The following is a 13,120-nucleotide window of genomic DNA, read 5'->3' as shown; positions in this document are numbered from 1 at the left end:
CACCCGCCCATAGAGGAAGTCCCCCCGCGGCTGCGCCGCCGCCCCCCTTGGGGGCTGGCTCCCGGCTGGAATTTTCTGCGGGAAAAGACTCTTTTTCTTTCGCGCGAACCGTGGTATACTATAAAAACAAAGCGGCTGCCGGCAATGGGGCGGGGGGCGGCTTTGGGAAACAAAGAAAAATTGAGAGAGAGGCGAATGAAATGATTGAGTGCACCAGCACCGGCGCATACCTGGCCCGGGGCCAGTGGATTATGGCGGACGGGAACGCCCCGGCCGCCCTGGCGGCGCTGGGTTTTGACGCGGACGCCGCGGCCAAAGCCCAGCAGGGGACCATCGCGTGGGGGATTCTGCAGTCCCACAACACCAGCGGCGACCCCGAAAACCTGAAAATCAAGTTTGACGCCATGGCCAGCCATGACATCACCTTTGTGGGCATCATCCAGACGGCCCGGGCCTCGGGCCTGGAGAAGTTCCCGCTGCCCTACGTGCTGACCAACTGCCACAACAGCCTGTGCGCGGTGGGCGGCACCATCAATGAGGACGACCACCGGTTCGGCCTGTCGGCGGCCCAGAAGTACGGCGGCATCTTTGTGCCGCCCCACCTGGCCGTCATCCACCAGTACATGCGGGAGAAATTCGCCGGCTGCGGCAAGATGATTCTGGGCTCCGACTCCCATACCCGTTACGGCGCCCTGGGCGCCATGGCCATCGGCGAGGGCGGCGGCGAGCTGGCCAAACAGCTGCTGGGCCGTACCTATGACGTGGCCCGGCCCGGCGTGGTGGCCATCTACCTGACCGGGTCCCTGCCGGTGGGCTGCGGTCCCCACGACGTGGCCATCGCCCTGGTGGGCGCCCTGTTCAAGAGCGGCTACGTCAAGAACAAGGTGATGGAGTTCATCGGCCCCGGCGTGGCCAGCCTGCGCCAGGACACCCGCAACGCCATCGACGCCATGACCACCGAGACCACCTGCCTGTCCTCCATCTGGGAGACCGACGAGACCACCCGGAAATACCTGGCCGCCCACGGCCGGGCCGCCGACTACAAGGCCCTGGCCCCGGCGGACCTGGCCTATTACGACGGGGTGGTGAAGGTGGATCTGTCGGCCATCCGGCCCATGATCGCCCTGCCCATGCACCCCTCCAACGCCTTCACCATCGAGGAGCTGAACGCCAACCTGGAGGACATCCTCCACGCCTGCGAGCAGGACGTCCAGAAGCTGGTGGGCCGCACCGACGTGAAACTGGACCTGTGCTCCAAGATCGAGAACAGCAAGCTCCGTGTGGACCAGGGCGTCATTGCCGGCTGCGCCGGCGGCCTGTACGACAGCATCGTGGAGGCAGCCTCCATCCTGAAGGGCCGTACCGGCGGCTGCGGCGAGTACGCCCTCAGCGTCTATCCCGCCAGCCAGCCCGTCATGATGGCCCTGGACAAGGCCGGGGCCCTGTCCAGCCTGATGGCTTCGGGCGCCACCATCCGGACTGCCTTCTGCGGCCCCTGCTTCGGCGCCGGCGACGTGCCTTTCAACGGGGCCCTGTCCATCCGCCACACCACCCGCAACTTCCCCAGCCGCGAGGGTTCCAAGCCCGGCGTGGGCCAGCTGGCGGGGGTGGCCCTGATGGATGCCCGCAGCATTGCGGCCACCACCGCCAACGGCGGCATCCTGACCCCGGCCACCGCCATCGACTACGACCCCACCGTCCCCGAATACACCTTCGACGACACCAGCTATCAGGCCCGTGTGTACCAGGGCTTCGGCCAGGGCAACTATGACGCCCTCCTCAAGCTGGGCCCCAACATCAAGGACTGGCCCGAGATTGCCCCCCTGGGGGATAACCTGCTGCTGAAGGTGGCTTCCTACATCACCGACCCCGTCACCACCACCGACGAGCTGATCCCCTCGGGCGAAACCAGTTCCTACCGCTCCAACCCCCTGGGCCTGGCCGAGTTCACCCTCAGCCGCAAGGACCCCGCCTATGTGGGCCGCGCCAAGGAAGTCCAGGCCGAGGAGGCCGCCCGCCGCGCCGGCCAGGGCGACGCCGCCCTGCTGGCCAAAATCCAGGCGGTGCCGGGCTGTGAGGGCCTGACCTGGGACGACGTCCAGATCGCCTCCACCATCTTTGCGGTCAAGCCGGGCGACGGTTCCGCCCGGGAACAGGCCGCCAGCTGCCAGCGGGTTCTGGGCGCCGGGGCCAACATCGCGGTGGAATACGCCACCAAGCGCTACCGCTCCAACCTCATCAACTGGGGTATGCTGCCCTTCCAGATCGCCGGGCCCACCCCCTTCGGGCTGGGGGACTATATCCTGGTTCCGGATGCCCGCAAGGCCCTGGCCGGGGACCTGAGCGAGATTCCCGCCTATGTGCTGGGAGACACCCCCACCGCCTTCACCCTGTCCATCGCGCCCCTGACCGCCGACGAGCGGCAGATCCTGGCGGATGGCTGCCTGATTAACTTCTACAAACACTGATCCCGGGGGCGGCCCCGCCCTCCGATGCCGTTTGCCGCAGAAGTTGCGCCCTTTGGGGCGGCCTCTGCGGCAAATTGGTTGTCCGGCGGGGCTGCGTCCGCTTGCAAAAAGGAGACCGTGTTCCTCTCTTGCGCTGAGCTGATTTTTGCTTTGCGCCCCGGAGGACGCTCACAAAAACCGGAGCGCTGCGCCAGTTTTGCCGCAGGCAGTGCTTGACTCAGCTGCCCGGGAAAGGAGGCTTCGCCATGCCCGGCGACCTGCACAATCATTCCACCTGTTCGGATGGGTCGGTGCCCATCCACCGCATCCCGCCCATGGCGGCCCGGGCGGGTCTGTCCGCCCTGGCCCTGTCCGACCACGATACCTTTCTCAGCGCGGCCTACTGCTACGCCCACCCCGAACAGGAGGGGGTGAAGCTGATTCCCGCCGTGGAGCTCACCGGCTACGACTATGAGCGCCAGCACCGGGTTCACCTGCTGTGCTACTGGCCCCAGGATTGTCCCGAGCTGCGGGCCCATTGCGACACCATGCGCCGCCGCCGCAACGAGTGCTGTCTCCAGAGCGCCCGGGAACTGGAGGGGATGTACCCCCAGTTCCGCACCGAGCAGGCCCTGGAATACGCCCAGGACAGCGGCGTGCTGTACAAGAGCGGCATCATGCAGGCCCTCCATGAGCTGGGCCTGTGCGACAGCGTCTATGGGGAGGTGTACCATTACCTGTTCGGATGGAACCCCCGGGGCGTGGTGCTCCACAGCCCCGAATACCCCACCGTGGACGAGGTTCTGGACATCGCCCGTGCCGCCAAGGGGGTGGTGGTGTTCGCCCATCCCACCGTCTATAAGAGCATGCCGCTGGTGCGGCAGCTGGCGGCGGAGGGGCGGATCGACGGCATCGAGATCGACCATCCCCGCAACAGCGAGGAGGACAAGGCCGAATGCCGCGCCCTGTGCGCCCGGTATAACCTGATCGTCACCGGCGGCACCGACTTCCACGGGGCGAATTCGGCCCATCCCCACCCGGTGGGCACCTGCACCACCGCCGACGACCAGATCCGGCGCATCTGCGGCCTGGCCCGGCAGCGCCAGGGCCGGCTGGGCGGCTGACACCTATCCCGGACGCCCTGCGGCGGGCCCGGCCAGACCAAAACCGGCCCGGCGGCGGATTGCGGCGGGCTGATACCTGCTGAAAGGCGGCGGGGCGGATTCCGCCCTCTGCCTGCAAGATACACCCGGCGGCCCCGAAGGCCCCGGGAACACATGACAAAAGAAGGAACGTGAATACTATGACTTATACTTTTCCCAACCAGGGAACCTGTTCCCGCATGACCATGATTGAGCTGGCTCCCGACCACACCATCGAGTCCATCCAGGTGATGGGCGGCTGCAACGGCAACCTGAAGGGCATTGCCAGCCTGCTGAAGGGGATGAAGGCGGAGGACGCCATCGCCCGGATGGAAGGCGTCACCTGCGGGTCCAAGCCCACCAGCTGCCCCGACCAGATCGCCAAAAACCTCCGCAAAGCCCTCGCCGCCCTGGAAAACCAGTAACCGACTTTTCTGGAAGAAAAGTCGGCAAAAGACTTTCACCTGGTACCGGGGACTGCTGTGGGCTTCACCAGGCCCTGCCGGCGGTCAGGTTTCAGCCGCTTTAGAAGGCTCCCGGGCTGCGCCCCGGTGAGTCCAAGGTTTCAGATAGCCTGATTTTCTCAACCGGTACGCGCTGAAAAACCTGTAAAAATGCAACAACCCTCGTCCTTTATTGGGGCGGGGGTGTTTTGGGTTTAGATCATAAACAAGCACAAACTTTGCCGTCCTGCCGCTGACGACTTCTTTCTTTTTCCCCTTTGTCCGCTGCGCTAGGCCCAGAGGGGGAGGGAGGGGGTTTCGACTCCCCCTCCCTACCCCCTCTGGACTCCCTACCCACCCTAACGACCAGGGGAGACCCCTGGACCCAGACAGAGTGGTCGCTCTGGGCAAAAGCCTAAAAAACACTGTCATGCCTGGCCCGTGGAAACTTTCAGGGCCTCAAACGGCGGCACGGGTGTTTTTCTTAACGGCTTTTGCCCGCCGCTCCGATTGGTGCCACATGCCCGCTTTGGCGGGCTGGCGGTTCAGTGGGTCTTTTGGTGCTGTAGGGCGTACACTTTAAAATTGCAAGGTGATACCCTTTTTATGATCTAAACCCACCCAACCACCCATCTAAGGAACCCCCAGCCCTGCGGGCTCGCCCCCGTGGGGCTTTAAATTTTTAACTTCTCTTTTTGTCCGTTCGCGCCGCGGACTTATTATCAATAGTGGCTTCCCCAGGTCTTCAAACACAAAACAACCCCCGCCCAAACAAAGGACGAGGGTTGTGTATTTTTATAGGTTTTCAGCGCGTACCGGGTGGGAAACCAGGCTACACAAAACTTTGCATCGCACCGCGCCACAGGCGCAAACGTAACGAGCGAGCGCGGGCGTAAAGGCCCCGCGGAAGTTCCGGAGACCCGGAAACTTGATGGTACACAGTGAAGCTTTTTGCCAAGCTTTTTCTCGAAAAAGCGGGGGGTTGAAATCTAAGGCGGAATATGATAAAATAACATATGCTCACGGCCAGGCTGTGGGCAACCAGGTCGGACAGCGCCTTGCTGCGCGGTTCGGCATACGGATGCGGGCCCTGTACGACTGGGCCGCTGTGAACCAGGTCAGGTGGGGAACCAAGCAGCCTTAAGCGGCGTGCACGGTGCGTTTCAGCCAGCCTGCATTCGTATGCCGAGCTTCGCAAGGCGGGGGAACCTCCCCCGCAGCGCTGTCCGCTTTTTTTATTATCCGTACCGTTCGGGAGGTGTGGGAATGTATCGTGCGCTGTACCGCAAATGGCGGCCCCAGCGGTTCGAGGACGTGGTGGGCCAGCGCGCCATCGTGGCCGCGCTGAAAAATCAGGTAGCTTCCGGCCGCGTGGGCCACGCGTACCTGTTCACCGGCGTCCGCGGCACCGGCAAAACCACCTGTGCCAAGATCTTCGCCAAAGCCGTCAACTGCCTCAACCCCCAGGGCGGCGACCCCTGCTGTCAGTGTGCGGTCTGCCGCGGCATCGACGGCGGCAGCATCCTGGACGTGGTGGAAATGGATGCCGCCTCCAACAACGGCGTGGACGATATCCGGGACCTGCGGGACGAAACCGCCTACACCCCCAGCAGCTGTACTTATAAGGTATACATCATCGACGAGGTGCACATGCTGTCCACGGCGGCGTTCAACGCCCTGCTGAAAACCCTGGAAGAACCCCCCGCCCACGTCATCTTTATTCTGGCCACCACCGAGATCCAGAAGGTGCCCGCCACCATCCGGTCCCGGTGCCAGCGGTATGACTTCACCCGCATCAGCCCCGAGGACATTGCGGGCCGGGTGGCCCAGGTGGCCGCCGCCGAACAGTTGTCCCTCACCGACAAGGCCGCCGCCCTCATCGCCCGTCTGGCCGACGGCGCATTGCGGGATGCCTTGTCCATCCTGGACACCTGCGCCGGCGTCACCGCCGACATCGACGAAAACGTGGTGCGCCGGATGGCGGGCGTCACCGACCGGAGCTATCTGTTCCGGATCTCGCAGGCGGTGTCCGCCCGGGACGCCGCCGCGGCCCTGGCCGAGCTGGCCGCCCTGCGCCAGCAGTCGGTGGACGTCAAGCGCCTCACCGAGGAACTCATCGCCCACTACCGCAGCCTGATGCTGGCCGCCCTGCCGGGAGGCCAGGAACTGCTGAGCGGCGTCTCCCCCGACGAGGAAGCCCTCTATCTGGAACAGGGCCCCGCTTTGGGCCGGCGGGAGGCGGTGCGGGCCATTCGGGCGCTGGGCGTGGCGCTGGAACACATGGCCCGGGGCAGCGACCAGCGCATCGAGCTGGAACTGGCCCTGTTCAGCCTCACCGAACCCGCCCAGACCCAGCAGGCCGCCGCGATTCCGGCTGCGGCTGCCGCCCAGCCGGCGCGTCAGGCCGTTCCGGCGGCCTCTCAGCCCGTCCGGCAGGAAACCACCGTCCGGCCCTTTGCGTCGGCGCCGGTCTCCCCTGCCCCCGCCGCATCCACAGCCGCTCCCGCGGCCCAGTCTGCACAGGATCTGCCCCCCTGGGAGGAACCCGCCGCACCGGCGGCGGCCCCCGCGGCGCAGTCCGCACAGGACCTGCCGCCTTGGGAAGAGCCCGCCGCACCGGCGGCGGCTCCCGCGGCGCAGTCCGCACAGGACCTGCCGCCCTGGGAGGAACCTGCCGCACCGGCGGCACAGTCTGCACAGGATTTGCCCCCTTGGGAAGAACCCGCCGCACCGGCGGCGGCCCCCGCGGCGCAGTCTGCACAGGATTTGCCGCCCTGGGAGGAGGAAGCCCCGCCCGAAGAACCGGCGCCCCCGGCCTCCTGGCCCGAGACGCCCCCCGAGGAACCCGCCGCCCAGCCGGTGTATGCCGCCGATCCCCAGCTGGACAAGCCCCGCCGTGCGGCCGCAGACGGGGTCAACCCCTATCCCCAGTGGGCCGAGGTGGTGAACCGCATCCAGCAGACCGACCCCATGCTGTACGGCTACCTGAAGAAGTCCAGGGCCTATTTCGACGGGGTGCGGGTGCTGATCGACGGCGGCAAGACCTTCCGGGATTTCATCCGGGTGAACAAGGGCAGCCAGCGGCTGATTAAGAAACTGATTGCCGAAGTATCGGGCATTGCGGTGCCCATCGGGCCCTACGAGCCCGAGAAAACCGCAGCCCGTCAAAAGACCACCGCCGAGGACTCCCTGCACAAGCTGGAAGCTCTGGGCCTGGAGGTAACCATCGAGGACAACGCCCGCAAGCGGCGGTCCTGACATCACAACCACAACGGAGGAATTTTGCCATGAAAGCAAGAATGCCCGGCGGCTATGGCCGTCCCGATATGAACAGCCTGATGCGTCAGGCCCAGAAGATGCAGAGCGACATGCAGGCCAAGCAGGCCGAGCTGGAGCAGACCGAATACACCGCCAGCGCCCCCGGCGAGATGGTGACGGTGACCATGAACGGCAAGCATCAGGTGGTGAATGTGACCATCAAGCCGGAGGCCGTGGACCCCGACGACATCGAGATGCTGCAGGATCTGGTGGCCGCCGCCGTGAATGCGGTGGTGGAGACGGTGGATCAGGCTGCCGCCGCCGAGATGGGCAAGCTGACCGGCGGTCTGAACATCCCCGGCCTGGGCCTGTAAGGGAGGGCCGGCATGAGCAACACCGCCGCGCCGCTGGAAGTGCTGATTGACGAGCTGAAGCGGCTGCCGGGCCTGGGGGACAAGAGCGCCACCCGCCTGGCGTACCAGCTGATGAACCTGTCGTCGGAACAGACCGACCGCCTGGTGCAGGCCATCCGCGGGGTGCACACCAAGCTGAACCGGTGCCGCCAGTGCCAGAACTATACCGAGGGGGACCTGTGCCCCATTTGTTCCGACCCCAAGCGGGATCATTCGGTGATCTGCGTGGTGGAGACGGCCCGGGACGTCCAGGCCATCGAGCGGACCCGGGAATACCGGGGCCTGTACCATGTGCTGTACGGCCTCATCAGCCCGGTGAAGGGCATCGGGCCCGAAAATTTGACCATCCGGGAACTGGTGAACCGGATGTCGGACACCACCGTCAAGGAGGTCATCATGGGCCTGCCCCCCAGCGTGGAGGGCGACGCCACTTCCATCTATCTGGCCCGCACCCTCAAGCCTCTGGGTGTGCGCACCACCCGTCTGGCGTCGGGCGTGCCGGTGGGCTCCAAGCTGGAGCAGGCCGACCGCCAGACCATTTTCCGCGCCCTGGAGGGCCGCCACGAGCTGTAAGCTTGTGTCATTGACTGTATTTTCCTGCCCGCCGCGGGGCATCCTGTTTTGGGGTGTTCCTGCCGGCGGGCGGGTTTTTGTTTAAGCGGAACCCCTGCGGCCTGTGGCCGCGCCCCCATGGGGCTCGAAGTATTTAACTTCCCCTTCTCCTGCGGGTTGCTTCTACTTCATCCACTGGACGCGCCGGGCCAAAGCTGCCCCGGACTCACAGGGCCACAGGCCGGGAGGCTGATCAAGAGGGTGTCCATGCTTGACGCATCAAATCAGGTTTTGAACCCGTTTGCATCGTACCGCGCCACAGGCGCAAACGTAACGAGCGAGCTTTAGCGTAACGGCCCTGTGGAAGTTTCGGAGACCCGCAAACTTCATGGTACACATTGAAAAGCTTTTTGGTTCCTTTTTCTCGAAAAAGGAACTTGCACTTTTGCGTAATTGTGGTACAATAATTTACACGCCCCAGCCGGGGGCGGTTTCCCATTTCATCGAGAAAGGAGGCGCGCTGGATGCCCGCCAAGGAAAAACCGGCCACCAAAACCATCGCCACCAACCGGGAAGCGCGCCACGAATACTTTGTGATGGAAGCGCTGGAAACCGGCATCGAGCTGAAAGGCACCGAGGTCAAGAGCCTGCGTGCCGGCGGCGTCAACCTGAAAGACAGCTGGGTGGACATTGACGGCGGCGAACTGATCGTCAAGGGCATGCACATCACGCCCTACGACCACGGCAACATCTTCAACGCCGATCCCCGCCGTGAACGGCGGCTCTTGGCCCACAAGAGCGAGATTCGCCGTCTGGGCCAGCAGTGCAAGCTGCAGGGCTACACCCTGATTCCCCTGTCGCTGTACTTCAAGCACGGCCGGGTCAAGCTGGAACTGGGCCTGTGCAAGGGCAAAAAACTCTACGACAAGCGGGCCGATGCCGCCCAGCGGGACGCCAAGCGTTCCATCGACCGGGCCCTCAAGTCCAACGGCCGCCTGTACTGAGTCCGCCGGGCCCTCCGGGCCCATGGCCGGAAACCAGCCGGTTTCCGATTCTTCGCATCACTTTTACCGGGCAGCAATGCCCCTCCGCATTCACCTTCCCCGCGCTTTCGGGCGCGTATCATGGGGGCGTAAAGGTTTCGACGGGGGGAGTGAGGCCTGGGCAGCGGGTAGCAGCGGGGGACCTGCTCTAAAATCCTCCAAAACAATAACTGACAACAACAAGTATCAGTTGCTCGCAGCCTGAGTGCTGCGCGTTCCGCCCACTCTTGTGTCGTGTGGGGCCGGGGCGTCCTTTAGACACAGCACGTGAACGGACCTAAGCTTTGCGGACCGTCATGAACTCATGAAGCTACTGAAGCGTTAGCCTGGCGACCGGCGTGACGCGGAGGGAATGTCGTTGATCGCCTGCACCCGGAGATACTCACGCTGAACTCCTTTCGGACATGGGTTCGACTCCCATCGCCTCCACCAGATGGACATTACACGAACACCTACTTTTTCAAAGGCGGCTTTGCCGTAAGGGTGTGGCTGTGATGTCAATAAAAATCAAGGGTCAAGGTACCTAATACCTTGACCCTTGATTTTTATATACAATTATTTTGACAATTTCATCTCAACTCCGACAAACTCAACTTTCCATTCTGCGCTTCTGTATGCTTCTTCTACCGTTAAAAGATGGAAAACACCAAGCGGTAAACTGTTTTCTTTATTACGTCAACACTATATTACACCCCCATTAAAACCCCCACATTTTGACACAACCCTCACACTGCTGCCGCATAGAATATGCTAATCTTATTAACCCTTTGTTCCTAATAAGCGTCACCTCTGTGTATTTTATTTCCAGCAACAGCCCCATTTTCTTTCATTTTCTTTTCTCTATGTCTTGTTTTTTTTACATCTTTATTATATAATTAACTTAAAGCATATGAATCATGATTTTCTTGAGGTATCAAAAATGTTTTCGCAATTAATTAGGGAAACACAGTCTAATCCTCGTAACGCATTTCCAGAGGAAACGGCTAATAAGATTCTGCAGATTATAAAATACAGCGAAAAAAACTCTTCAGCTGTTCCTATTATCGATATTGCAAAAAGCATGGGCTTTTTTGTAAATATTACAGATAATCTTCCAAATAATGATAGCGGTTTTATTATTATTTCTCCGGAACTCAAAGAACATTTTTATTCCAACAAAGGGATCGTAGTAAGCAATAAAATCAAATATGGCAAAGCTCGATTTGTAATTGCTCACGAAATAGGACACTATCTTTTTGATTTCAACGAGCAGACAGAAGCCCAGTTTTCTCACATATTTAAAGAACATTATAACAAAGAATCCCAACATGATCCTAATGAACTTAGAGTAAATCAATTTGCTGCGTGTTTGCTTATGCCTAGATCCGCTTTTTCTGAATCTTTTGAAAAATTGAAATCCAATCCTGATCTTTCACTTGCCGATATTATTTCCACTTTGGCGGAACAGTTTGCGGTAACCCCAAAAGCAGCTACCGCTCGAATTCAAGAACTCGGATTGAAGGTGGTCTAATGGATACCTCTTCAGCAAATAAAAGTTCACAGGAAAAGCAGACAAAGAAATTGACTGACTTGCTTCTCCAACAAACACCCCAAGATATAAACGAGCAAACTTTTCGAGATCGTTTTCGTGAAGATGCCCGAAAGAATTGGATGGCCAATTCGGAACAGTATCGAAACCTATTGACCACATACGTAAACAATATCGACGACAACTTAAAATCAAAACGATGTCAAAAGAAAGTCTTTTTTTGGCTCTCAGTGTTAATTTTATTGGGTGTGACAGGAGCTATTATTTACATTATATATCAAATTTCGATATCTCCGCCAGATATTATAGTGTTATTACTCCAAGTAGTTACTGCTTTGACAGCCTTTCTCACTCCATTGCTGGTTCTTCCAAAAACAATTGTAAACTATCTATTTACCACCAAAGATGAAGAATATATGATACAAATAATTGAACAAATCATTCGACATGACGACAGTTCTCTTGAGAAATGAACTGTTATTCTATTAAGCCAAGAATCTAGGGACTAAGATACGATGTATCTTGGTCTTTGTTTTTATTCACTATTTCCACACTTTGAATAGGCTGCAGTAGTATTAAGTTTTTTTCGGGAGGATGCGTTGCTGAACGCGGATAGTTACTTACTTGTCGGCGCTGCGGTATACCTTCAGATTGGCATCCGCCTTGATGGCCGCCGGGGTGAATCTGTTGTTCTTCCACCAGGCGGCGAGGGACGCGGCCACGGTGAGGCCCGAGGTCACCAGCTGTTCCAGCTGGCTGTCCTCAATGGGCAGCACCGGCTTGCCGGCGGCCGACAGCAGCTGATTGGTCAGGGCCAGGGCCAGACAGGCGGTGCGGGCAATGGTACCAATGGAAATTTCGTTCATGGTGTGCTCCTTTCTTCAGGTGAGGTTTTCCAGTTTATTTTCCAGGTCGCCGATCCGATGATCTGCGACCTTCATTTTTTCTTCCAACACCGGTACCCGCTGGGCAAAATGGTTGTGTTCCCGGACTTCGCGGGTTAATTCCTCCAGCTTGGTGTCGGTGACAGCCTGGCTCTTGCTGTTGGCGATCAGGACGCCGATCAGAGTCACTGCACCGGACACGGCAGCCGCGATGATGCTTTCCACCGGCATCACCCCCGCAGCTGGGTCAGGCCGGCACGGGCGATGATGGTCGGGTAGTCCTTGTAGGCGTGGGAGATGTCCACGCTGCCAGCGATGCCGTCCAGCCGCCCTGTGCTGGTGTACTGCCACATCCCATGCTTCCGGGTGGGGCGCTTGCTGCGGTAGTCGGCGATCCAGAGGTCATAGGCCGCCAGGCGGTCCATGGAAAGTTCGGTCTGGCTGTAATAGGTGTAGGTGTACACCATGGCGTACAGCCCCCAGCTCTCGATGGCGTCCGCTGCGGCGATCACCAGATCGGTGAGGGCGTCGGCGGAGAGAGGCTTCAGCTTGTTGTCCTCCACGTCCACCGCCACCGGCAGTTCCAAACTCTTGCCGGTCAGGGCCTCGTGGAGCTTGTCCAGCTCGGCCTGGACGGTGGCAGCGTCCTGGGCGTAGGTGTAGTAGTACACCCCTACCGGGATGCCCAGCCGCTTGCAGGCGGCGTAGTTCGATTCAAACATGGGGTCGATGTAGATGCCGCCGAAACTCTTGTTGGTGCTCACCGTTTTCAGCATGGCGCCGCCGATCTTCCCTGCCAGCTTGTCCCAGTCGATCGTCCCCTGATAGCGGCTCACGTCAATGATGTCTTTCATGGTCATTCCCCTTTCCCTCAACGGATCAGTGTATAATGCGGTTTTTCCTCGCCGAACCAGCGCCACCGCAGCCAGTCATCCAGGACGGCGACTGCCATGGCCACCAAAACCCAGAACAAACTGAACGGCAGGCAAATCTGGCCCAGCAGGTTGCAGGGCAGGTCCGAATAATCCCAGACGCCCCAGCCCAGCCAGAGGTTCACCACGCAGCCGGTGACGAACTCCAGGGGCGTGACGATGGCCGCCGAGCCCATCACCCCCTGGAGCACCAGGGGCATCTCCCAGGGGATGCCCTCATTCAGCAGGCCGATCAGGACAAAGCAGACCCCGCCCAGGAGGGCCATGGTCCAATGGCTGCGGCCCCGCCACAGCAGCTCCAGGATGACATACAGACAGCCCCCGCACACTGAACCGCCCCATATTGTGCGGACAGTACAAAAAAGAAGTCTGCAAGGGGTAGAACAAGCGAATCAAAGACTGGCCTGGCGAAGCGAGAGCGGAGCCAGGCCAGTCTTTGTCTGGAGCCGCTCGTGGTTATAGAAGTGGATGTACTCGT

Annotated in this window: 14 protein-coding genes and 2 other RNA genes; 12 read left to right on the top strand and 4 right to left on the bottom strand. The window is 60.4% G+C overall.

Annotated features, from left to right (window positions below):
* From B5F27_RS17025 to B5F27_RS14470, 12 genes are all read left to right on the top strand, one after another.
* The coding region (locus B5F27_RS17025; protein WP_206423012.1) for a hypothetical protein at positions 1-204 on the top strand (204 nt) is incomplete at its 5' end.
* Positions 201-2,468: a hydratase gene (locus B5F27_RS14520; RefSeq protein WP_087368817.1), complete on the top strand. Its 2,268-nt coding sequence runs from the start codon at positions 201-203 to the stop codon at positions 2,466-2,468. The genes B5F27_RS17025 and B5F27_RS14520, both read left to right, overlap by 4 nt.
* A gap of 245 nt (positions 2,469-2,713) precedes the next feature.
* Positions 2,714-3,571 (top strand): PHP domain-containing protein, encoded by an 858-nt coding sequence (locus tag B5F27_RS14515; protein ID WP_087368816.1) that lies wholly within the window; start codon positions 2,714-2,716, stop codon positions 3,569-3,571.
* A 179-nt stretch (positions 3,572-3,750) separates the two neighbouring features.
* Complete coding sequence (locus B5F27_RS14510) at positions 3,751-4,014, top strand: TIGR03905 family TSCPD domain-containing protein (protein WP_087368815.1); 264 nt, start codon at positions 3,751-3,753, stop codon at positions 4,012-4,014.
* Positions 4,015-5,113: 1,099 nt separating this feature from the next.
* Positions 5,114-5,213, top strand: an RNA gene (gene ffs, locus B5F27_RS14505) — signal recognition particle sRNA small type.
* Between the two features lie 85 nt (positions 5,214-5,298).
* Complete coding sequence (gene dnaX, locus B5F27_RS14500; RefSeq protein WP_087368814.1) at positions 5,299-7,290, top strand: DNA polymerase III subunit gamma/tau; 1,992 nt, start codon at positions 5,299-5,301, stop codon at positions 7,288-7,290.
* Positions 7,291-7,319: 29 nt separating this feature from the next.
* Positions 7,320-7,664 carry a YbaB/EbfC family nucleoid-associated protein gene (locus B5F27_RS14495; RefSeq protein WP_087249435.1) on the top strand — a complete coding sequence of 115 codons (345 nt, stop codon included), beginning with the start codon at positions 7,320-7,322 and terminating at the stop codon, positions 7,662-7,664.
* 12 nt (positions 7,665-7,676) lie between these two features.
* A complete protein-coding gene (gene recR, locus B5F27_RS14490; RefSeq protein WP_087368813.1) occupies positions 7,677-8,276 on the top strand; it encodes a recombination mediator RecR in 600 nt (199 codons plus the stop codon).
* 503 nt (positions 8,277-8,779) lie between these two features.
* The gene (gene smpB, locus B5F27_RS14485; RefSeq protein WP_087249431.1) at positions 8,780-9,259 is read left to right on the top strand and encodes an SsrA-binding protein SmpB; all 480 of its coding nucleotides are present in this window, start codon (positions 8,780-8,782) and stop codon (positions 9,257-9,259) included.
* 122 nt (positions 9,260-9,381) lie between these two features.
* Positions 9,382-9,730, top strand: a transfer-messenger RNA (tmRNA) gene (gene ssrA / locus B5F27_RS14480).
* Between the two features lie 487 nt (positions 9,731-10,217).
* Positions 10,218-10,808, top strand: coding sequence for an ImmA/IrrE family metallo-endopeptidase (locus tag B5F27_RS14475; RefSeq protein ID WP_158098260.1), 591 nt, complete (start codon positions 10,218-10,220; stop codon positions 10,806-10,808).
* Positions 10,808-11,299 carry a hypothetical protein gene (locus B5F27_RS14470; protein WP_087368811.1) on the top strand — a complete coding sequence of 164 codons (492 nt, stop codon included), beginning with the start codon at positions 10,808-10,810 and terminating at the stop codon, positions 11,297-11,299. The genes B5F27_RS14475 and B5F27_RS14470 overlap by 1 nt, the downstream gene beginning before the upstream one ends.
* A gap of 147 nt (positions 11,300-11,446) precedes the next feature.
* On the opposite strand, the gene B5F27_RS14465 is transcribed toward B5F27_RS14470, so the two are convergent.
* From B5F27_RS14465 to B5F27_RS14450, 4 genes are read right to left on the bottom strand one after another with little or no spacing between them, the layout of a single operon-like run.
* Entirely contained in the window at positions 11,447-11,692 is a 246-nt protein-coding gene (locus tag B5F27_RS14465) for a phage holin (RefSeq protein ID WP_087368810.1), read from the bottom strand.
* Positions 11,693-11,707: 15 nt separating this feature from the next.
* The gene (locus B5F27_RS14460) at positions 11,708-11,941 is read right to left on the bottom strand and encodes a hypothetical protein (protein ID WP_087368809.1); all 234 of its coding nucleotides are present in this window, start codon (positions 11,939-11,941) and stop codon (positions 11,708-11,710) included.
* Positions 11,941-12,564 carry a GH25 family lysozyme gene (locus B5F27_RS14455; RefSeq protein ID WP_158098259.1) on the bottom strand — a complete coding sequence of 208 codons (624 nt, stop codon included), beginning with the start codon at positions 12,562-12,564 and terminating at the stop codon, positions 11,941-11,943. The genes B5F27_RS14460 and B5F27_RS14455 overlap by 1 nt, the downstream gene beginning before the upstream one ends.
* Before the next feature lie 17 nt (positions 12,565-12,581).
* On the bottom strand, positions 12,582-12,971 hold the full coding sequence (locus B5F27_RS14450; protein WP_343214645.1) for a hypothetical protein: 390 nt from the start codon (positions 12,969-12,971) through the stop codon (positions 12,582-12,584).
* Between the last annotated feature and the right edge of the window lie 149 nt (positions 12,972-13,120).

The sequence above is a fragment of the Faecalibacterium sp. An192 genome (assembly GCF_002160175.1).
GTDB lineage: Bacteria > Bacillota > Clostridia > Oscillospirales > Ruminococcaceae > Faecalibacterium.
Note: the sequence above shows the minus strand (reverse complement) of the source record. Positions and strands in the feature narration are given on the sequence as shown.

Bases quoted from the DNA above. Each gene is read 5' to 3' on its own strand.
- B5F27_RS14510 (WP_087368815.1), top strand. From the start codon at position 3,751: ATGACTTATACTTTTCCCAACCAGGGAACCTGTTCCCGCATGACCATG.
- B5F27_RS14470 (WP_087368811.1), top strand. From the start codon at position 10,808: ATGGATACCTCTTCAGCAAATAAAAGTTCACAGGAAAAGCAGACAAAG.
- B5F27_RS14460 (WP_087368809.1), bottom strand. From the start codon at position 11,941: ATGCCGGTGGAAAGCATCATCGCGGCTGCCGTGTCCGGTGCAGTGACT.
- B5F27_RS14455 (WP_158098259.1), bottom strand. From the start codon at position 12,564: ATGAAAGACATCATTGACGTGAGCCGCTATCAGGGGACGATCGACTGG.
- smpB (WP_087249431.1), top strand. From the start codon at position 8,780: ATGCCCGCCAAGGAAAAACCGGCCACCAAAACCATCGCCACCAACCGG.
- B5F27_RS14475 (WP_158098260.1), top strand. From the start codon at position 10,218: ATGTTTTCGCAATTAATTAGGGAAACACAGTCTAATCCTCGTAACGCA.
- B5F27_RS14465 (WP_087368810.1), bottom strand. From the start codon at position 11,692: ATGAACGAAATTTCCATTGGTACCATTGCCCGCACCGCCTGTCTGGCC.
- recR (WP_087368813.1), top strand. From the start codon at position 7,677: ATGAGCAACACCGCCGCGCCGCTGGAAGTGCTGATTGACGAGCTGAAG.
- B5F27_RS14520 (WP_087368817.1), top strand. From the start codon at position 201: ATGATTGAGTGCACCAGCACCGGCGCATACCTGGCCCGGGGCCAGTGG.
- B5F27_RS14495 (WP_087249435.1), top strand. From the start codon at position 7,320: ATGAAAGCAAGAATGCCCGGCGGCTATGGCCGTCCCGATATGAACAGC.
- B5F27_RS14515 (WP_087368816.1), top strand. From the start codon at position 2,714: ATGCCCGGCGACCTGCACAATCATTCCACCTGTTCGGATGGGTCGGTG.
- dnaX (WP_087368814.1), top strand. From the start codon at position 5,299: ATGTATCGTGCGCTGTACCGCAAATGGCGGCCCCAGCGGTTCGAGGAC.